This is a genomic window from Pseudomonas sp. JZ114 (assembly GCF_051027705.1).
Taxonomy (GTDB): domain Bacteria; phylum Pseudomonadota; class Gammaproteobacteria; order Pseudomonadales; family Pseudomonadaceae; genus Chryseomonas; species Chryseomonas luteola.
The window spans coordinates 3,746,928-3,765,081 of record NZ_CP069256.1; the positions used below are offsets into that span (position 1 = coordinate 3,746,928).

Consider the following 18,154-nt stretch of genomic DNA (forward strand, 5'->3'; position numbering starts at 1 on the left):
ATTTAAGAGGTCAGCCTCAGTGTCCGACCCACGCTATTCCATTAAAGTAGCTGTTTCCACACGCTACCTGCCGGAGCAGTCTCAGGAGGCGCAGAATCGCTTCGCCTTCGCCTATGACGTCACCATTACCAATGAGGGCAGTCTGCCGGCACAGCTGCATGCACGGCACTGGATCATTACCGATGGCAATGGTCGAACCCAGGAGGTGCGCGGTGCTGGTGTGGTAGGCGAACAGCCTGTACTTGCACCAGGAGCAACGCACCAATACAGCAGCGGTACGGTGCTCGAAACCCGCGTAGGCAGTATGCGTGGCAGTTATCAGATGGAGGCCAGTGACGGCCATACCTTCGATGCCGTTATTGCGCCCTTCCGCCTCGCTGTTCCAGGTTCCTTACACTGATGACGCTTTATGCCGTTGGCGACTTGCAAGGTTGCCTTGACCCGCTCAAGTGCCTGCTCGAAGAAGTAGACTTCGATCCTGCCCAGGACCGTCTCTGGCTGGTTGGTGACCTGGTCAACCGTGGCCCGCAATCACTGGAAACGCTGCGTTTCCTGTATGACATGCGGGAATCCATCGTCACCGTACTGGGCAACCATGACCTTCATCTTCTGGCGGTTTCGCTCCATCCCGAACGCATGAAGAAAAGCGATACGCTGCGCAAGATCCTCAAGGCGTCAGACTGCGACGAGCTGCTCTCTTGGCTTCGCCAGCAGCCGCTTCTTCATTACGATGAGCCGCGCGATACGATTTTGGTTCATGCTGGTCTGCCGCCGCAGTGGACGCTGGAAAAGGCACTCTCCCTGGCCAAGGAAGTAGAAGCTGTTCTGCGGGATGATGAGCACTTTCCACAATTCATAGACGGCATGTACGGCAATGAGCCGGCACTCTGGGAAGACAGCCTGGAAGGGGCCACTCGCTGGCGTGTTATTACCAACTACCTGACGCGCATGCGTTTCTGCGCACCGGACGGCACGCTGGAGTTGAAAACCAAGGAAGCCTCCGGCAGTGCGCCTGACGGCTATGCCCCCTGGTTCAGCCATCCTGGTCGTCTGACGCGTCAGCATCGGCTGATCTTTGGCCATTGGGCGGCACTTGAAGGCCGCTGCGATGAGCCTGGCGTGTTTGCGCTGGATACCGGCTGTGTCTGGGGCAACAAAATGACCTTAATGAATGTCGATACCGGCGAGCGCCACAGTTGCGCCTGCCAGGAAGGAGGCTAAAGATGAGCGAGTTTCACTGCATTGATCCTGAACAGGCGCTGGAGCTGCGCCAGCGTGGCGCAACAGTTGTGGATATCCGCGACCCTCATAGCTACGCCACCCTGCATATTGCGGGCTCTCAGCGGATCGATAACCAGACCCTGCCCGACTTCATGGCCCAGGCCGATATGGATCAGCCGCTGGTTGTCGTGTGCTATCACGGTCATTCAAGCCAGAGCGCTGCCGCCTTTTTTTCCCAGCAGGGCTTCAGTGAAGTCTACAGCCTCGATGGCGGCTTCGAAGTCTGGCGAAGCGTATATCCCGACGAGACGGAAAGCGGCTCGTTTTGATTGATCCTTCAAGTGCTTAGCACACGCTTTTGACGATCCCGTTACACATAAGTCTAAAGAGGGGCTTCCACATCTCCATAATCGGACTATTCTTGGATTAGGCCTTCCCATTCAGGGAGCCGGATTTCCGGCGGGCCATCGGTACGACCATTAGGTGTTCGGGGGAATTCCAAACGGTTGCTCCGTCGACTGTTGCTGTTTTCCGTGCACGCGTACGACCGATCCCAGCCGGCTCGAGGGTATCCAGCGAGGAGACGTCATGAGCATTTTCAGTCACTTCCAGGGGCGTTTCGAAGCGACTCGTCAGGAAGAATATTCCCTTCAGGAATATCTTGAGATCTGCAAGAAGGACCGTACTGCCTATGCCAGTGCCGCTGAGCGCATGCTCATGGCTATTGGTGAACCGGAGCTGGTAGATACCGCCAGCGATCCGCGCCTTTCGCGCATCTTTTCCAACAAGGTGATCCGTCGTTACCCTGCTTTTGCAGACTTCCACGGGATGGAAGATTGCATCGAGCAGATCGTTTCGTATTTTCGGCACGCTGCCCAAGGCCTCGAAGAGAAAAAGCAAATCCTTTATCTCTTGGGTCCTGTAGGGGGTGGTAAATCGTCATTGGCGGAAAAGCTCAAGCAGCTGATCGAGCGTGTTCCGTTTTATGCCATCAAGGACTCTCCGGTCTTTGAATCTCCGCTGGGCCTATTCAATCCTGATGAAGATGGCCAGATTCTTGAAGAGGACTATGGCATTCCTCGCCACTATCTGCGCAGCATCATGTCGCCTTGGGCAGCCAAGCGATTGCAGGAGTTCGGCGGAGATATCAGCAAGTTCCGTGTTGTAAAGCTGCACCCCTCCATCCTTAACCAGATCGCTATCGCCAAGACCGAGCCAGGCGATGAGAACAACCAGGACATTTCCGCGCTGGTCGGCAAGGTCGACATTCGCAAGCTCGAGGAATATCCGCAAAACGATGCAGACGCCTATAGCTACTCAGGCGCTTTATGCCGAGCCAACCAAGGCTTGATGGAATTTGTGGAAATGTTCAAGGCACCTATCAAGGTGCTACACCCACTCCTGACCGCAACTCAGGAAGGCAACTACAACAGTACCGAAGGTCTGGGTGCCCTGCCCTACAGTGGGATCATCCTGGCGCACTCCAACGAATCAGAATGGCATACCTTCCGTAACAACAAGAATAACGAGGCCTTCATCGACCGTATCTACATCGTCAAGGTCCCGTATTGCCTGCGTGTTTCGGATGAGATGAAGATCTACGACAAGCTCCTCATCAACAGCTCTCTATCCAAAGCTCATTGCGCGCCCGATACGCTCAAAATGCTGGCGCAGTTCTCTGTACTTTCACGCTTGAAAGAGCCTGAGAACTCGAACATCTACTCTAAGATGCGGGTATACGACGGTGAAAACCTGAAGGACACTGATCCCAAGGCCAAGTCGATTCAGGAGTATCGCGATACAGCAGGTGTCGATGAAGGCATGAACGGTTTGTCGACCCGTTTTGCCTTCAAGATTCTTTCCCGTGTCTTCAACTTTGATGCCAATGAGATTGCAGCCAACCCTGTTCATTTACTGTATGTGCTTGAGCAGCAGATCGAGCAGGAGCAGTTTCCGGCAGAAGTCCGCGAGCGCTACATGCGCTTTATCAAGGAATACCTGGCACCTCGTTATGTCGAGTTCATCGGCAAGGAGATTCAAACCGCCTACCTTGAATCGTACAGCGAATACGGACAGAACATTTTTGACCGCTACGTGTTGTACGCCGATTTCTGGATTCAGGATCAGGAATACCGTGACCCGGAAACAGGTGAAATTCTCAATCGCGCGGCGCTAAACGAGGAGCTGGAGAAGATCGAGAAGCCGGCAGGCATCAGCAATCCAAAAGACTTCCGCAACGAGATCGTCAACTTTGTGCTGCGCGCGCGTGCCAATAACAATGGCAAGAATCCCAGCTGGCTCTCTTACGAGAAGCTACGTACGGTCATCGAGAAGAAGATGTTCTCGAACACCGAGGATCTCCTGCCGGTTATCAGCTTCAACGCCAAGGCAAGCAAGGAGGACCAACAAAAACACAACGACTTTGTGACTCGCATGGTCGAGCGTGGCTATACCGAGAAGCAAGTGCGGTTGCTGTCCGAGTGGTATCTGCGGGTACGGAAATCGCAGTAAAGAACGCAGTCGTATCGTCACAGGCAGAGGCGGCGTGACCGTGCTCTGCCGTGACCCGTCCGGCGGTAGGCAAATCGCAATATGCCAAGCCTATCGTAGGACCGCGGACTGCTCCATTTCCGAGCCCGGAGGGCGTCTATGAGTTATGTCATCGACCGGCGTTTGAATGGCAAGAATAAGAGCACGGTAAACCGTACACGTTTTCTGCGGCGTTACCGCGAGCACATCAAGAAGGCGGTCGAAGAGGCCGTGAGCCGCCGTTCCATTACCGATATGGAGCATGGCGAGCAGATCAGTATTCCTGGCCGCGACATTGATGAGCCCGTGCTGCATCACGGTCGTGGCGGCAAGCAAACGACCGTTCATCCCGGTAACAAGGAGTTTTCTTCAGGAGACCGCATTCCGCGCCCTCAAGGAGGCGGTGGCGGCGGCGCAGGCCAAGGCAAGGCCAGCAACAGTGGCGAAGGCATGGATGACTTCGTGTTCCAGATTACCCAGGACGAATTTCTCGACTTCATGTTCGAGGATCTTGAACTGCCGAATCTGGTGAAAAAACAACTGACCGGCAGTGACACGTTCAAGACGGTACGTGCTGGTATCAGCAGCGAAGGGAATCCGTCGCGCATTAATATCATCCGGACTTTACGCTCCGCTCATGCCCGGCGAATTGCTCTGTCGGGAGGGAGCCGCAACAAGCTGCGCGAAGTCAAGGCAGAGCTTGCACGCCTGCGTGTCGAGGAACCAGACAACATCACTGATATCCAGGCGCTCGAAGCCGAGATTGTGCGTCTGCGCGCCCGGATCGATAAGGTCCCGTTCCTGGATACCTTTGACCTCAAGTACAACCTGTTGAGCAAACAGCCTACGCCAAGCTCAAAGGCAGTGATGTTCTGTCTGATGGACGTTTCCGGCTCGATGACTCAGGCGACCAAGGACATCGCCAAGCGCTTTTTCATCCTGCTCTATCTGTTTCTCAAGCGTAATTACGAGCGAATCGATGTGGTGTTTATTCGTCACCACACCAGCGCACGTGAAGTGGATGAAGAGGAGTTTTTCTATTCCCGTGAAACGGGCGGCACGATTGTGTCCAGTGCATTGAAGCTCATGCAGGAAATCATGGCGGAGCGGTATCCCATCAACGAGTGGAACCTGTATGCCGCGCAGGCCTCGGACGGTGACAACTGGAATGACGACTCGCCTATCTGCAGGGATATCCTAGTCCGCCAGATACTGCCGTTCATGCAGTACTACACCTATGTAGAGATCACGCCACGGGAACATCAGGCCTTGTGGTACGAATACGAACAGGTGCGCGGGGCGTTTCCCGAGTCCTTTTCGCAACAGCAGATCGTATCGGCTGCCGATATTTACCCGGTGTTTCGTGAACTGTTCCAGCGGAGGCTTGTGTCATGAAGCGTCAGCCTATTTCCACCGGCTCGGAATGGACATTTGAGCTTGTACAGACGTATGACCGGGAAATCGGTCGTATCGCTAAGCGCTATGCCCTGGATACCTATCCCAACCAAATTGAAATTATCACAGCCGAGCAGATGATGGACGCTTACGCATCTGTTGGCATGCCTATCGGCTATAACCACTGGTCTTATGGTAAGCACTTCCTGCATACCGAAAAGCATTATAAGCGCGGGCAGATGGGCCTGGCCTATGAAATCGTGATCAATTCGGATCCTTGCATCGCCTATCTGATGGAGGAAAACACCATCACGATGCAGGCCCTCGTAATTGCCCACGCCTGTTATGGGCATAACAGCTTCTTCAAGGGCAACTACTTGTTCCGGACCTGGACAGACGCCAGCTCCATCATCGATTATTTGGTGTTCGCCAAGCAGTACATCACGCAATGCGAAGAACGCCATGGCATCGATGCGGTAGAGGACCTCCTCGATTCATGCCATGCGCTCATGAATTATGGTGTGGATCGCTACAAGCGGCCCTATCCTATTTCCGCTGAAGAGGAGCGCCGTCGGCAAAAGGAGCGTGAGGAGCTCCTGCAGCGACAGGTAAATGATCTCTGGCGCACCATCCCCAAGATGGGCGACAAGGATAAACACGAAGAGGATGCGCGTTTCCCGTCTGAGCCTCAGGAAAATATTCTTTATTTCCTTGAGAAACATGCCCCGTTGCTAGAGCCCTGGCAGCGTGAAGTTATCCGGATCGTGCGCAAGATCGCTCAGTACTTCTATCCGCAGCGGCAAACGCAGGTAATGAATGAAGGCTGGGCAACCTTCTGGCATTACACCTTGCTCAACGATCTCTACGATGAAGGCCTCGTAACCGATGGCTTCATGTTCGAGTTCCTGCAGTCTCACTCAGGCGTGATCTACCAGCCAAGCTTCGACAGCCCCTATTACAGCGGCATCAACCCTTACACCTTGGGCTTTTCCATGTTCCGCGATATTCGCCGGATCTGTGAGAATCCTACCGAAGAAGACAAGCGCTGGTTTCCGGATATCGCAGGCAGCGACTGGCTCTCTACCGTTACGTTCGCGATGAAGAGCTTCAAGGACGAAAGCTTTATCCTTCAATTCCTGTCGCCCAAGGTTATCCGGGATCTCAAGCTGTTCAGCATTCTGGACGATGATCACCGTGATGAGCTGGAAGTCGCGGCAATTCATGATGATCGGGGTTATCGCCTGATTCGTGAGCAGCTGGCAGCCCAGTACAATCTGGGCAATCGTGAGCCTAATATCCAGATCTGGAATATCAACCGTCGCGGTGATCGCTCGCTCACGTTGCGGCATACCCAGCATGATCGCAAACCCCTGGGCGATTCTACCGAGGAGGTACTCAAGCACTTGCATCGCTTATGGGGCTTTGACATTCACCTTGAAACCGCTCAGGGCGATCAGATCGTCAGCACCCAGCACGTTCCGCCCCGGGACGGCCACCGGGACCTTGACCCTCGGCGTACCGACATCGCTATCTCGCCCATCTAAATCCAAGGCCTCCTGTGAGGCCTTGTTTCTTTACATCCTTTTTGGCGTTTACCTACTTCATCGTTATCCTGCTGCCTTCAGGAGGTGAAGCATGCAGATATACAAGGTGGGTGGCGCGGTCCGGGATCGATTGCTAGGGCAGCCCGTTACGGAAGTCGATTGGGTTGTTGTCGGAGGTACCGCTGAAGAGCTTACCGCTCAGGGTTTTCGCCCCGTCGGCGCGGACTTTCCTGTTTTCCTTCATCCCAAGACCGGTGAGGAATACGCCCTGGCGCGCACTGAACGTAAAAGTGGTCGTGGCTATGGCGGCTTCACCTTTTTTGCAGACCCGGACGTCACCCTGGAAGACGATCTCATCCGCCGCGATCTGACCATCAACGCAATGGCAGAAGACGAAGCGGGCCACGTGATTGATCCCTATGGTGGCCTGAAGGATCTACATGCACGTCTGCTGCGCCATGTGTCCCCAGCGTTCATGGAGGACCCATTGCGGGTGCTGCGCGTAGCTCGTTTTGCGGCCCGCTATGCTCCGCTTGGGTTTAATGTCGCTCCGGAGACCCTTGAGCTGATGCAGCGCATGGCGACCAGCGGTGAACTGGACGCCCTGACACCCGAGCGCATGTGGAAAGAAATCTCCCGGGCGCTGATGGAGTCAAGGCCGGATGTTTTCATTCAAACCCTGCATGTCTGTGGTGCGCTGGCTGTACTGATACCCGAGATCGACTCCCTGCTCAAAGCCGATGCCTCTCCGTCTACCAGCCATACCTTGCGGGTACTGCGCCAATGCGCCAGTCATAAGCAACCCCTTCCCATACGCTGGTCATGTCTACTCATGCAGGTGAAGGGCGATCAACACGAGCCAAACCAGGTTACCGACACGATCGAAGCCATCAATAACCGCTTCAAGTTGCCGCGTGACTGCAGTGAGCTGGCGTTATTGGTCAGCCAGTATCACCCGCACGTCCAGCGTGCAGCCGAGCTGAGCTCAACAGCGCTTCTGGCGCTATTCCAGTGCTTCGACCTGTTCCGTCGGCCGGCTCGCTTCGAGGAGTTCCTTCAAGCCTGTGAAATGGACCACTATGACGCAGCACTCCCCTATGCGCAGGCAAATTACATGCGCTCGGTTGCGCAGGCTGCACGCGCAGTAACAGTACAACCTTTATTGGAGAGAGGACTTAAAGGCGCCGAACTTGGGGAGGCTTTGAAGCAGTCGCGCCTCGAGGCCATCGAGGCGTATTGCCGTGACTATTCAGCTGGAAAGGCCTGACACAGCGTGGCTGGCGTCAATGCCTGTCCACGCCATGTAAACGGTACCGGCCATAAACGCTGGACCTTGGGCATCGCAGCCCAAAGAGAAGCGTAATCACGGCCATCGACAGGATGCCTGACTGTGGCGGCCAATAACGAGAGCGGCCAAAGCACAAAGGCATTCTTGAGAATTTCTGCCCGCGGCAGAATCAGCCCATCCAGGTTTCCTACGAGATCGCCATAGGTCAGAATGTCGATATCAAGCGGCAAACCGGTACGATCTGCCGCGTATCGGCCATTATCAGCCTCGATGTGCTTTAAGCGAACAATCAAGTCAGCCAGGGACAATTCTGTCTGGGCCTTGACGACCAGGTTGAAGAACGGCTCGCTCTTGATACCCACGGCCTCGCTTTCAAAAACGGGAGAGCATGCCAGCTCTCCGCATAAGGCGGACAAGGCCTCCAGTGCCGCCGTCAGATGCTGCTCACGCGCGGTATTGCTGCCAAGGCCCAGGTATACCGTGGTCAGAGACATCCGCGCTCGATCTCCACACCAACCCCTGCCGCCGTCGGTACGGCACCCGGCTTGGTAATCTTCAGCCGCAACCCGGGCAATTGAAACTCCTGCATCAAGAGACTGGCCAGACGCTCGGTAAACGTCTCGACCAACTGGAAGCTCGACTGCTGGGCGAACGCTGTAATACGTTCTGCCACCGCGGCGTAATTCAACGTCTTGTCCAGTTCATCGCTCTCGGCGGAAGGACGAATGTCCCAAGCCATGGTGACATCCAGACGCAAGCATTGACGAATTTCGCGCTCCCAGTCATACACACCAATAACGGTGTCAACTTCCAGTCCCTCGATGAATACCTTGTCCACGACCCTCTCCAGCGCCCATATGCGCATTATTTGAAAAGCCCAGCCACCGTATCGCGGTCAGACGAAGATTCCCATTAGAATCTGAAGGGACTGCCCCTCCGGGAACATCATCATGGTTTGGTTGCTGGCCACTTTTGCCTACCTGCTCGGCTCCGTATCGTTTGCCGTCCTGCTCAGCCGCGCCTTTGGCCTTAACGATCCCAGAACCAGTGGATCAGGCAATCCCGGTGCAACCAACATGTTTCGTCTTGGTGGCAAGCGCCTTGCCATCCTGACATTACTAGGCGACCTGAGCAAAAGCCTCGTCTCTATTCTCCTGGCACGTACCCTGGGCCTGTCAGAGGTCGAGCAGGCCTGGATCGGTCTGGCAGCAGTACTGGGCCATGTCTATCCGCTCTACTTTCAGTTTCGCGGCGGCAAAGGCGTCGCCACAGCGGCCGGTATGCTGCTAGGCCTGTATCCCTGGGCTGCATTGCTGGCGGCTGGCATCTGGGGAATCGTCTTCGCAATGACCCGTATCAGCTCCCTGGCTGCACTGGCCGCCACGTTGCTGTGCCTGCCGCTTATCGCCTGGCAACAACATGCCGCGTTATTGCCTCTGCTCGCGCTGACCATCCTTATCGTGCTTCGCCACCGTGCCAATCTCAAAGCCTTGCTGGCAGGACGAGAACGTCACTTCTAGAGAGCGTGACAGCTTTTGTCCCAAAAGATTTGCCAGACCACGCCCTTGACGTTACTCAGACCGCCGGCAACTGCTCCATTGGCCAACGCGCCTGCACCTGAATGGCGGGACCATCCTGCTGACCGGCCAGCAGACGCTGGCAACCGGCATACGCAATCATGGCGCCGTTGTCCGTACAGAAACGTGGGCGGGCATAAAAGACATGCCCACGTAGCTCCTTGAGCATGGTCTCCAACGAAGTTCTCAGCGCAGTATTAGCGCTGACACCGCCAGCAATTACCAGAGACTTGAGGCCTGTTTGCTTAAGGGCACGCTTGCACTTGATCGTCAGCGTCTCGACGACCGCACGCTGAAAGGCCAAGGCGATATCGCAACGCGTCTGCTCACTGTTATCCCCTGCCGCCTCGCATTGCTGCCAGGTGTTAAGAGCAAAAGTCTTCAAACCGCTGAAGCTGAAATCCAGACCAGGCCGGTCTGTCATCGGACGCGGAAAGACAAAGCGATCAGGATTGCCATTGAGCGCAAGTCGAGCAATCTCCGGCCCGCCTGGATAACCGAGCCCCAGGAGCTTGGCAGTCTTGTCAAAGGCTTCCCCCGCAGCATCGTCTACCGACTCGCCCAGAAGCTGATAACGGCCGATACCGTCCACCCGTACAAGCTGCGTATGGCCACCAGACACCAACAAGGCGACGAACGGAAATTCCGGCGGCTGCTCCTCCAGCATGGGCGCCAACAAATGGCCTTCCATGTGATGAACCCCCAACGCCGGAACACCCCATGCCAGACTCAGCGCCTGGGCAAAGGAGGCGCCTACCAGCAGCGCACCGACCAGGCCCGGACCGGCCGTATAGGCAATGGCATCAACGTCGGCTGGCTTGCTACCGGCCTCAGCCAATACCTGATTAATAAGAGGAAGCATTCGTTTTACATGGTCACGGGAGGCCAATTCAGGCACTACCCCACCATAAACACGATGCAAATCGATTTGACTGAATAGCGCATCGGACAAAAGTCCACGTTCGCTGTCAAAGAGTGCGACACCTGTTTCGTCGCAGGACGTTTCGAGTCCCAGAACACGCATGGGCAGATGGCCTTCGGCCTGACGATGAATGAAGGAAGGCATGATAATCCCACCCATTTGCTCAGACCAGTGCTTTCGTCCGGAAGCTTTGCATTTACCCCGGCGAAGCGTTACTATCCGCAACCCTTAAAAACCGACGCTTTACATGGCCAAGGCCTCAAGCGTTGAATCAACCCCCGGTAAAACATTGAAGGTACGACCTGGATGCCCGCCGTCAAAGTCAAAGAAAACGAACCCTTCGACGTAGCCCTGCGTCGTTTCAAGCGCTCTTGCGAAAAAGCCGGTGTTCTGGCTGAAGTTCGCAGCCGCGAGTTCTACGAGAAGCCTACTTCCGAGCGTAAGCGCAAGGCAGCTGCTGCTGTTAAGCGTCATGCCAAGAAAGTGCAGCGCGAACAGCGCCGCCGCGAGCGTCTGTACTGATCAGACGCCTGCAAGGCTAACGGCTCCGCCCGACCACTGGTCGGGCTGAACGTATGTGATCTGCTAATCCGCACCACCTGTCAAGCATGTCCCATGCCTGGCGCATTCCTGTTGAACATCCTTTCGCAACGTGCGTTAGTATGCTCAAGTTTCGATAGTCGAATTTATAATTCAACCAAGCGACCTGCGCATGGAAACAACCGTTTTTCATCGCGTATGCTAATGGCCCTCCCTGAGCCGAATGCACCATGGCCGGATTGATCCCCCAGAGCTTTATCGACGACCTGCTCAACCGCACCGACATTGTCGAAGTGGTAGGGTCACGCATCAAGCTAAAAAAAACCGGCAAGAATTTTAGTGCGCTCTGTCCTTTTCATAACGAAAAGAGCCCTTCGTTCAGCGTAAGTCCAGACAAGCAGTTCTATTACTGCTTCGGCTGCGGCGCAGGCGGAAATGCCCTCGGCTTTGTCATGGACCATGACAATCTGGAGTTTCCCGAAGCTGTTGAAGAGCTGGCCAGAAAAGCCGGTCTTGACGTTCCCCGGGAAGAAAGCACCAGTGGCGGCCCACGCAAGCCGCGGCAGATGGTGGACTCTCCGCTGTATGCGCTGCTGGCCGACGCAGCCACGTTCTATCGTCAGTCGCTCAAGAGTCACCCCCAGCGTAAAGCCGCGGTGGATTACCTGAAGAAACGCGGCCTGACCGGCGAGATCGCGCGTGATTATGGCCTGGGATTCGCACCGCCTGGCTGGGACAATCTGCTCAAGCATCTGGCAGGTGACGAGCTTCAGCAAAAAGCCATGATCGAGGCCGGCCTGCTGATCGAAAATACTGAAAACGGCAAACGCTACGATCGCTTCCGTGATCGGGTCATTTTTCCGATCAAGGACAGCCGTGGGCGCGTTATCGCGTTTGGCGGTCGGGTACTGGGCGATGAGAAACCCAAGTACCTGAACTCTCCGGAAACGCCTGTTTTCCACAAGGGCCAGGAGCTGTACGGGCTGTTCGAGGCTCGCAGAGCCAACCGCGATCTTGACGAGATCATTGTCGTGGAAGGCTATATGGACGTGATTGCCCTGGCGCAGCAAGGCATACGAAATGCTGTTGCCACCCTGGGTACGTCTACCAGCGAGGAGCACATCAAGCGCTTGTTTCGTCTGGTGCCTCAAATTCTGTTCTGCTTTGATGGCGACAAGGCCGGTCGTAGCGCAGCATGGCGCGCGCTGGAATCAGCGCTCCCCACCCTACAGGACGGTCGTAAGATCCGCTTTCTCTTTCTTCCCGAAGGCGAAGATCCAGATTCTCTCGTCAGATCAGAGGGCCCGGACGCGTTTCAGGCACGTTTCGTCCAGCAGGCGCTGCCACTGGCCGAGTATTTCTTCCAGCAACTGGCAGCCGAGGCTGACCCGTCTACTCTGGAGGGAAAGGCGCACCTGGCGACACTGGCCATACCGCTGATTGAAAAGGTCCCGGGAAATAACCTGAAAGCGCTAATGCGCCTGCGCCTGACCGAGCTGACCGGGCTCAACAACGAGTCGCTCAATCAGTTTGCCAGCGCACCAGCCGCGACACCACGGCCTACGGACGAGCCTTACTACGAGCAGGATGCCTACTACGACAGCGGCTATGACTCACCTGCGCCTGCTGCGCCCTACCCGAGCACTCGCACAGGCAAGCCCTCGTATGGCGGGAAAAATGGGTTCCGCGGCAAGAAGTCGTTCGGCTTCAAAGGTGACCCTGCCATGCGTGCCCCACGCGAGCCGGTAAAGGTTGAACCGCCTACGCTTGCCGCATTACGCAGCCTGGTACACCGCCCTTCGCTGGCCTTGCAGGTTCAGGATGCAAAGAACATTGCCGAAGAAAATGACCAGTACGCACAGCTTCTTGTTGCCCTGGTTGATGCCTTGCAGAAGAAGCCCGAACAGAGCACGTTGCAGCTGCTGGCACGCTGGCACGGCACTGAACAAGGCAAACTATTACGTGTTTTAGCCGAAAAAGAGTGGTTGATTTCAGGTGATAACCTTGAACAACAGTTTTTCGACACCATTACTAGGCTTGCAGCAAGCCAGCGTGAACGCAGCCTTGAACAGCTGCTCCGCAAGGCGCGCCAAAGCGAACTCAGCATTGAAGAGAAGGACCGTCTGCGCGAGCTTCTTAGCCGCCCAGCTGTGCCATCAACCTGATTCTGGCAAGAAAGCCGCCTGATCGGCTATAATACTCAGCTTATTTTTGCCCGCCTATGCCTTCGTGGAAGGGTGTTTATGTCCGGAAAAGCGCAACAGCAATCTCGTCTTAAAGAGTTGATCGCCCGCGGTCGCGAGCAGGGTTACCTGACGTACTCGGAAGTCAACGATCACCTGCCGGAGGATATCTCCGATCCAGAACAGGTGGAAGACATCATCCGCATGATCAACGACATGGGGATCAACGTATTCGAAACAGCTCCGGATGCGGATACCCTACTGCTCGCAGAAGCGGATACCGATGAAGCCGCCGCTGAAGAAGCCGCCGCCGCACTGGCAGCAGTTGAAAGCGATGTTGGTCGTACCACCGACCCCGTGCGCATGTACATGCGTGAGATGGGTACCGTTGAACTCTTGACCCGTGAAGGCGAAATCGAAATCGCCAAGCGTATCGAGGAAGGTATCCGTGAAGTCATGAGCGCTATCGCTCACTTCCCGGGCTCGGTTGAATACATTCTCAGCGAATATGATCGGGTTACGTCCGAAGGCGGTCGCCTGTCTGACGTTCTCAGCGGCTACATCGATCCCGATGACGGCACGCTGCCTGAGAGCGAAAGCGATGACATTCCTGTGCCCAAGGCCAAGGATGCCGCTGCAGCCCAGAGCGACGACGAAGAAGAAAGCGAGAGCGATGATTCCGAGGAAGAGACCGAAAGCGGTCCGGACCCGGAAGAAGCTCGTCAGCGCTTCGCAGCCGTAGCCGAACAACTGGAGAAAACCCAAAAGGCGCTCCAGAAGCATGGCCGTAGCAGCGATCAGGCCATTGAAGAGCTAGTGGCCCTGGCCACGCTGTTCATGCCGATCAAGCTGGTACCCAAGCAGTACGAGATACTGGTAGGCCGCGTTCGCGAGTCGCTGGATCGTGTTCGTGCCCAGGAACGCGCCATCATGCAGCTGTGTGTACGTGATGCACGTATGCCCCGCGCTGATTTCCTGCGTTCGTTCCCGAGCAACGAAACCAACCTTGAGTGGGTAGACAAGGTTCTCAAGAACAAGCCCAAGTATGCCGAAGCGATTGAGCGCCTGCGTCCTGATATCCAGCGCAACCAGGAAAAGCTGATTGCCCTGCAAAAGGAGCTTGATCTGACAGTTGCCGAGATCAAGGAGATCAACCGCAACATGTCCATCGGCGAAGCCAAGGCTCGTCGGGCGAAAAAAGAGATGGTTGAGGCCAACCTGCGTCTCGTGATTTCGATCGCCAAGAAGTACACAAACCGTGGCTTGCAGTTCCTTGATCTGATCCAAGAAGGCAACATCGGTCTGATGAAGGCGGTAGACAAGTTCGAATACCGCCGCGGCTACAAGTTCTCCACCTATGCGACCTGGTGGATTCGTCAGGCGATTACCCGCTCCATTGCGGACCAGGCACGGACCATCCGTATTCCGGTTCACATGATCGAGACGATCAACAAGCTCAATCGTATTTCCCGCCAGATGTTGCAGGAAATGGGTCGCGAGCCGACGCCGGAAGAGCTGGGTGAGCGTATGGATATGCCTGAGGACAAGATCCGCAAGGTATTGAAGATCGCTAAAGAGCCAATCTCCATGGAAACACCGATTGGTGATGATGAAGATTCGCACCTGGGTGACTTCATCGAAGACTCCACCATGCAGTCTCCGATCGAGGTAGCGACCAGCGAAAGCCTGAAGGAAGCGACTCGCGATGTACTGGCAGGACTGACGGCTCGTGAAGCCAAGGTACTGCGCATGCGTTTCGGCATCGATATGAATACTGACCATACGCTTGAAGAGGTCGGTAAGCAGTTCGATGTGACACGCGAGCGTATTCGTCAGATCGAAGCCAAGGCTTTGCGTAAGCTGCGTCATCCGTCTCGTAGCGAGCATCTTCGCTCGTTCCTCGACGAGTAAATGAAAAACCGGAGCAAACGCTCCGGTTTTTTTATGCGCTTTATTTTGCCATTTGCTTCTATATGGGTATAATGCGCCCCTCTCGTAGGGCCTGTAGCTCAGTCGGTTAGAGCAGAGGACTCATAATCCTTTGGTCGAGAGTTCGAGTCTCTCCGGGCCCACCAGAAATTCGAAAGTATTACAGGGGCGTCGCCAAGCGGTAAGGCAGCAGGTTTTGATCCTGCCATGCGTTGGTTCGAATCCAGCCGCCCCTGCCATATCTCAGCGCCAAGCGCGCAATAAAAAAGGCTTACCTCGGTAAGCCTTTTTTATTTCTGCTCTCCTTACGCCTTCAGACCTGACGATCCGGAGGCCGAGCCCTGCGCGGAATGCATACCTGTCTCTACCAGGGTCAACCTCGGCTTGGCCGATTCAGTCGCCGTCGACTCGCCGAGAGGAAGCGTCACGCTGAACGTAGCCCCCTGTCCTTCGATGCTGCTGACACCTATCGTGCCACGGTGCGCCTTGACGATCTGATCGGCGATATAAAGCCCCAAGCCCAGCCCTGCAACGCCTTCGCTTCCACTAGCGCGCTCAAACTGGCGGAAAATACGCTCCTGATTCTCAGGCGAGATACCGATACCAAAGTCCCGTACGCTAAGTACAGCACAGCCGTCCTTGACATCCAGTTTCACATGAACGGGCTTGCCTGCACCGTAGCGCATGGCATTGGTAAGCAGATTGGCAACAACCTGCTCGATTCGGAATTCGTCCCACTCCCCTTCGATGTATTCGGGAAGCTCTACCGTGACGTCACAGCCAGTCGCGTTGAGTTGCGGCATGAAATTTTCGACGATACTGGAAACCAGTTTCACCAGATCGAAACGGGAAGGTCGGATAGACAACTTGCCCGTCCGGATACGGGATACGTCGAGCATGTCATCAATCAGACGTACCAGCTTTTGTACCTGACGCTCGTCCCGCTCGACCATCTCCATCAGCTTTTCAGGCGTAAAAGCTGCCATATTGTTCTTGCCCAGGTAGATTTTGCGCAGCTGGGCTTCAAGAATCAGGGTATTGAGCGGGGTCTTCAGCTCATGAGAAACGATAGACATGAAGTCGTCGCGCATCCGCACCGCATGCTGCAATTCAACTTGCGTCTGGCGCAGCTCGGCCAGCAGTACCTCCTGCTCCTGACGGCTACGCTCAAGCGCCTCAAGCTGACGCCGCATGCCCTTGCGGTGCCGGTACAGGTCCACGAATACGCTGACCTTACTCTTGACCGCATGGATGTCGAGCGGCTTGTAAAGAAAGTCTACAGCTCCGCTCTCATAGCCTTTGAAGGCATAGTTGCGGTCATGACCGGCAGCACTGACAAAGACGATTGGAATATGTTTGGTCTTCTCGGTACTTCGCATCATTTCGGCAAGCTCGAAGCCGTTCATGACCGGCATCTGCACGTCCAGAATGGCAAGCGCAAATTCGTGCACGAGCAATAGCTCAAGCGCAGCCTCGGCAGAACCTGCCTTGAATACAGAGAGGTCCTCGTGTTTCAACAACGCCTCAAGTGCCAAAAGATTCTCTGGAAGATCGTCAACGATGAGAATCTTTGCTGTATTCACTTCTTTAAGCATTGTTCTGTTCCAGCTCGACGAGCAATGTATTAATGTCTCTGACAGGCAAAATGAAATCAGGAGTAAACAACTTGAGAGCCGCTTCCGGCATCGTAGGCACGAAGGCTTCAGCCGGATCCTGAACAACGGTCAACCCACCGGCACGGTGGATCGCTCTCAAGCCTGCCGCGCCGTCCTCATTGGCTCCGGTCAGTAGAACACCACAAAGGTGCTCGCCAAATACGTCTGCAGCACTTTCGAACAATACGTCGATTGAAGGCCGCGAAAAGTGCACACGCTCTTCCCGGCTCAGGGAGAGCGTTTTGTCCTGTTCGATCAGCAGATGGTACCCAGGCGGCGCAAAGTACAGTGTGCCAGGGTGCAGCGGTTCCTTTTCATCTGCTTCCTTGACGTCTATCTCCAGACGCAGTCGGAAAATTTCCGCTAGTTTACTGTCCTTGTCCTCGGGCATGTGTACTACCACGACGATAGGCAGGCGAAAAGTTTCGACCAAGCCGACCAATAGTACACTAAGTGCTTGTAGCCCACCCGCGGAAGCGCCTACAACAATTGCTTCAATTTGCCGCTGCGGCAGCGAAAAGAGGGTATCCGGCCCTTGTTTCATGACGATTATAACCGCCTGAAAAGTCGTTCTTTTTTGACGACCGGTTCGAAATGACCCGCATAGGCAGAGAAATCGAGCGACTCCTTGCTGCCGAGTCCGAGAAAGCCCCGGTGGCACAGCGACTCATGAAACAAACCGAACGCGCGATTCTGTAAGCCTTTGTTGAAATAGATCAGAACATTTCGGCAGGAGATAAAGTGCGTCTCAGAAAACACCATGTCCGTAGCCAGGCTATGGTCGGCAAAGGTGACATTGGCCATCAGTGACTTATCAAACAGCGCCCCATCGTAGGCGGCTGTGTAATAGTCGGAAAAGGAATTCTTGCCGCCGGCCAGCTGATAGCTTTGTGTGTATTTACGCACCCGCTCCAGCGGAAAGACGCCCTGCCGGGCACGATCCAGCGATTGTGGATTGATATCGGTGGCGTAAATCAACGTACGGTCCAGCAGCCCCTCTTCCTTGAAGAGGATGGCCATGGAATAGACTTCTTCCCCCGTACTGCAACCAGCAATCCAGATTTTGAGCGATGGATAGGTCTTGAGCACGGGGACCACGTGCTCTCGAATTGCCAGATAATAGGTGGGGTCACGAAACATCTCGCTGACCGGAATCGTCAGGAACTGGAGCAGCTCGCTGAACAGCTGCGGATCATGCAGCACGCGAGCCTGCAGCTCTGAAATGGTTTCGCATTCAAACTTCGACAGCGCATGGAGCACCCGGCGCTTGAGCGAAGCGCCGGAATAGTCCCGAAAGTCGTAGCTGTATTTGAAATAGATACCCTCGATGAGCAAGCGCAGCTCAATATCCAGGGTACGGTCGGGACACAT

At 55.2% G+C, this 18,154-nt stretch carries 17 protein-coding genes and 2 tRNA genes; 13 read left to right on the plus strand and 6 right to left on the minus strand.

Annotated elements, in window-relative coordinates; all coding sequences use genetic code 11:
* Window positions 1-19 precede the first annotated feature (19 nt).
* The 7 genes from apaG (at window position 20) to JQR90_RS17645 (ending at window position 7,956) form a co-directional block, all read left to right on the plus strand.
* Complete coding sequence (apaG, locus tag JQR90_RS17615; protein ID WP_010795978.1) at window positions 20-400, plus strand: Co2+/Mg2+ efflux protein ApaG; 381 nt, start codon at window positions 20-22, stop codon at window positions 398-400.
* Complete coding sequence (locus JQR90_RS17620) at window positions 400-1,221, plus strand: symmetrical bis(5'-nucleosyl)-tetraphosphatase (protein ID WP_219651593.1); 822 nt, start codon at window positions 400-402, stop codon at window positions 1,219-1,221. The genes apaG and JQR90_RS17620 overlap by 1 nt, the downstream gene beginning before the upstream one ends.
* Window positions 1,222-1,223: 2 nt before the next feature.
* The gene (glpE, locus tag JQR90_RS17625; protein WP_010795980.1) at window positions 1,224-1,550 is read left to right on the plus strand and encodes a thiosulfate sulfurtransferase GlpE; all 327 of its coding nucleotides are present in this window, start codon (window positions 1,224-1,226) and stop codon (window positions 1,548-1,550) included.
* Window positions 1,551-1,809: 259 nt separating this feature from the next.
* Window positions 1,810-3,732, plus strand: coding sequence for a PrkA family serine protein kinase (locus JQR90_RS17630; protein WP_010795981.1), 1,923 nt, complete (start codon window positions 1,810-1,812; stop codon window positions 3,730-3,732).
* Window positions 3,733-3,870: 138 nt separating this feature from the next.
* Window positions 3,871-5,145 (plus strand): YeaH/YhbH family protein, encoded by a 1,275-nt coding sequence (locus tag JQR90_RS17635; protein WP_010795982.1) that lies wholly within the window; start codon window positions 3,871-3,873, stop codon window positions 5,143-5,145.
* Window positions 5,142-6,689 (plus strand): SpoVR family protein, encoded by a 1,548-nt coding sequence (locus tag JQR90_RS17640; protein WP_074826849.1) that lies wholly within the window; start codon window positions 5,142-5,144, stop codon window positions 6,687-6,689. Before JQR90_RS17635 ends, JQR90_RS17640 begins: the two co-directional genes overlap by 4 nt.
* A gap of 91 nt (window positions 6,690-6,780) precedes the next feature.
* On the plus strand, window positions 6,781-7,956 hold the full coding sequence (locus JQR90_RS17645; protein ID WP_010795984.1) for a multifunctional CCA addition/repair protein: 1,176 nt from the start codon (window positions 6,781-6,783) through the stop codon (window positions 7,954-7,956).
* On the opposite strand, the gene folK is transcribed toward JQR90_RS17645, so the two are convergent.
* Together folK and folB are read right to left on the minus strand one after the other, a co-directional pair.
* Window positions 7,935-8,471, minus strand: a complete 537-nt coding sequence (gene folK / locus JQR90_RS17650; protein WP_010795985.1) for a 2-amino-4-hydroxy-6-hydroxymethyldihydropteridine diphosphokinase — start codon at window positions 8,469-8,471, stop codon at window positions 7,935-7,937. The genes JQR90_RS17645 and folK overlap by 22 nt on opposite strands.
* The gene (gene folB, locus JQR90_RS17655; protein ID WP_239383546.1) at window positions 8,462-8,815 is read right to left on the minus strand and encodes a dihydroneopterin aldolase; all 354 of its coding nucleotides are present in this window, start codon (window positions 8,813-8,815) and stop codon (window positions 8,462-8,464) included. The genes folK and folB overlap by 10 nt, the downstream gene beginning before the upstream one ends.
* Window positions 8,816-8,927: 112 nt before the next feature.
* On the opposite strand from folB, the gene plsY reads away from it, so the two are divergent.
* A complete protein-coding gene (gene plsY / locus JQR90_RS17660; protein WP_239383545.1) occupies window positions 8,928-9,497 on the plus strand; it encodes a glycerol-3-phosphate 1-O-acyltransferase PlsY in 570 nt (189 codons plus the stop codon).
* 55 nt (window positions 9,498-9,552) lie between these two features.
* On the opposite strand, the gene tsaD is transcribed toward plsY, so the two are convergent.
* On the minus strand, window positions 9,553-10,578 hold the full coding sequence (gene tsaD, locus JQR90_RS17665; protein WP_026004189.1) for a tRNA (adenosine(37)-N6)-threonylcarbamoyltransferase complex transferase subunit TsaD: 1,026 nt from the start codon (window positions 10,576-10,578) through the stop codon (window positions 9,553-9,555).
* A gap of 204 nt (window positions 10,579-10,782) precedes the next feature.
* On the opposite strand from tsaD, the gene rpsU reads away from it, so the two are divergent.
* The 5 genes from rpsU to JQR90_RS17690 all read left to right on the plus strand — a co-directional run bounded on the left by rpsU (window position 10,783) and on the right by JQR90_RS17690 (window position 15,367).
* Window positions 10,783-10,998, plus strand: coding sequence for a 30S ribosomal protein S21 (rpsU, locus tag JQR90_RS17670; RefSeq protein ID WP_010795989.1), 216 nt, complete (start codon window positions 10,783-10,785; stop codon window positions 10,996-10,998).
* A 248-nt stretch (window positions 10,999-11,246) separates the two neighbouring features.
* Window positions 11,247-13,181 carry a DNA primase gene (gene dnaG / locus JQR90_RS17675; RefSeq protein ID WP_010795990.1) on the plus strand — a complete coding sequence of 645 codons (1,935 nt, stop codon included), beginning with the start codon at window positions 11,247-11,249 and terminating at the stop codon, window positions 13,179-13,181.
* 78 nt (window positions 13,182-13,259) lie between these two features.
* Window positions 13,260-15,110 (plus strand): RNA polymerase sigma factor RpoD, encoded by a 1,851-nt coding sequence (rpoD, locus tag JQR90_RS17680; RefSeq protein WP_010795991.1) that lies wholly within the window; start codon window positions 13,260-13,262, stop codon window positions 15,108-15,110.
* Between the two features lie 87 nt (window positions 15,111-15,197).
* Window positions 15,198-15,274 (plus strand) — tRNA-Ile (locus tag JQR90_RS17685).
* Between the two features lie 18 nt (window positions 15,275-15,292).
* Window positions 15,293-15,367: transfer RNA gene (locus tag JQR90_RS17690), tRNA-Gln, on the plus strand.
* Between the two features lie 66 nt (window positions 15,368-15,433).
* Here the strand turns inward: JQR90_RS17690 and JQR90_RS17695 are convergent.
* From JQR90_RS17695 to JQR90_RS17705, 3 genes are read right to left on the minus strand one after another with little or no spacing between them, the layout of a single operon-like run.
* Window positions 15,434-16,723 (minus strand): hybrid sensor histidine kinase/response regulator, encoded by a 1,290-nt coding sequence (locus JQR90_RS17695; protein ID WP_010795992.1) that lies wholly within the window; start codon window positions 16,721-16,723, stop codon window positions 15,434-15,436.
* Entirely contained in the window at window positions 16,716-17,327 is a 612-nt protein-coding gene (locus JQR90_RS17700) for a chemotaxis protein CheB (protein ID WP_010795993.1), read from the minus strand. Before JQR90_RS17700 ends, JQR90_RS17695 begins: the two co-directional genes overlap by 8 nt.
* 5 nt (window positions 17,328-17,332) lie before the next feature.
* A complete protein-coding gene (locus JQR90_RS17705; RefSeq protein ID WP_019367532.1) occupies window positions 17,333-18,154 on the minus strand; it encodes a CheR family methyltransferase in 822 nt (273 codons plus the stop codon).

What these genes read in the sequence shown, in the direction of transcription:
- JQR90_RS17620 (WP_219651593.1), top strand. Translation starts at nt 400, where the DNA reads ATGACGCTTTATGCCGTTGGCGACTTGCAAGGTTGCCTTGACCCGCTC.
- glpE (WP_010795980.1), top strand. Translation starts at nt 1,224, where the DNA reads ATGAGCGAGTTTCACTGCATTGATCCTGAACAGGCGCTGGAGCTGCGC.
- JQR90_RS17630 (WP_010795981.1), top strand. Translation starts at nt 1,810, where the DNA reads ATGAGCATTTTCAGTCACTTCCAGGGGCGTTTCGAAGCGACTCGTCAG.
- JQR90_RS17635 (WP_010795982.1), top strand. Translation starts at nt 3,871, where the DNA reads ATGAGTTATGTCATCGACCGGCGTTTGAATGGCAAGAATAAGAGCACG.
- JQR90_RS17640 (WP_074826849.1), top strand. Translation starts at nt 5,142, where the DNA reads ATGAAGCGTCAGCCTATTTCCACCGGCTCGGAATGGACATTTGAGCTT.
- JQR90_RS17645 (WP_010795984.1), top strand. Translation starts at nt 6,781, where the DNA reads ATGCAGATATACAAGGTGGGTGGCGCGGTCCGGGATCGATTGCTAGGG.
- folK (WP_010795985.1), bottom strand. Translation starts at nt 8,471, where the DNA reads ATGTCTCTGACCACGGTATACCTGGGCCTTGGCAGCAATACCGCGCGT.
- plsY (WP_239383545.1), top strand. Translation starts at nt 8,928, where the DNA reads ATGGTTTGGTTGCTGGCCACTTTTGCCTACCTGCTCGGCTCCGTATCG.
- tsaD (WP_026004189.1), bottom strand. Translation starts at nt 10,578, where the DNA reads ATGCGTGTTCTGGGACTCGAAACGTCCTGCGACGAAACAGGTGTCGCA.
- rpsU (WP_010795989.1), top strand. Translation starts at nt 10,783, where the DNA reads ATGCCCGCCGTCAAAGTCAAAGAAAACGAACCCTTCGACGTAGCCCTG.
- dnaG (WP_010795990.1), top strand. Translation starts at nt 11,247, where the DNA reads ATGGCCGGATTGATCCCCCAGAGCTTTATCGACGACCTGCTCAACCGC.
- rpoD (WP_010795991.1), top strand. Translation starts at nt 13,260, where the DNA reads ATGTCCGGAAAAGCGCAACAGCAATCTCGTCTTAAAGAGTTGATCGCC.
- JQR90_RS17695 (WP_010795992.1), bottom strand. Translation starts at nt 16,723, where the DNA reads ATGCTTAAAGAAGTGAATACAGCAAAGATTCTCATCGTTGACGATCTT.
- JQR90_RS17700 (WP_010795993.1), bottom strand. Translation starts at nt 17,327, where the DNA reads ATGAAACAAGGGCCGGATACCCTCTTTTCGCTGCCGCAGCGGCAAATT.
- JQR90_RS17705 (WP_019367532.1), bottom strand. Translation starts at nt 18,154, where the DNA reads ATGTGTCCCGACCGTACCCTGGATATTGAGCTGCGCTTGCTCATCGAG.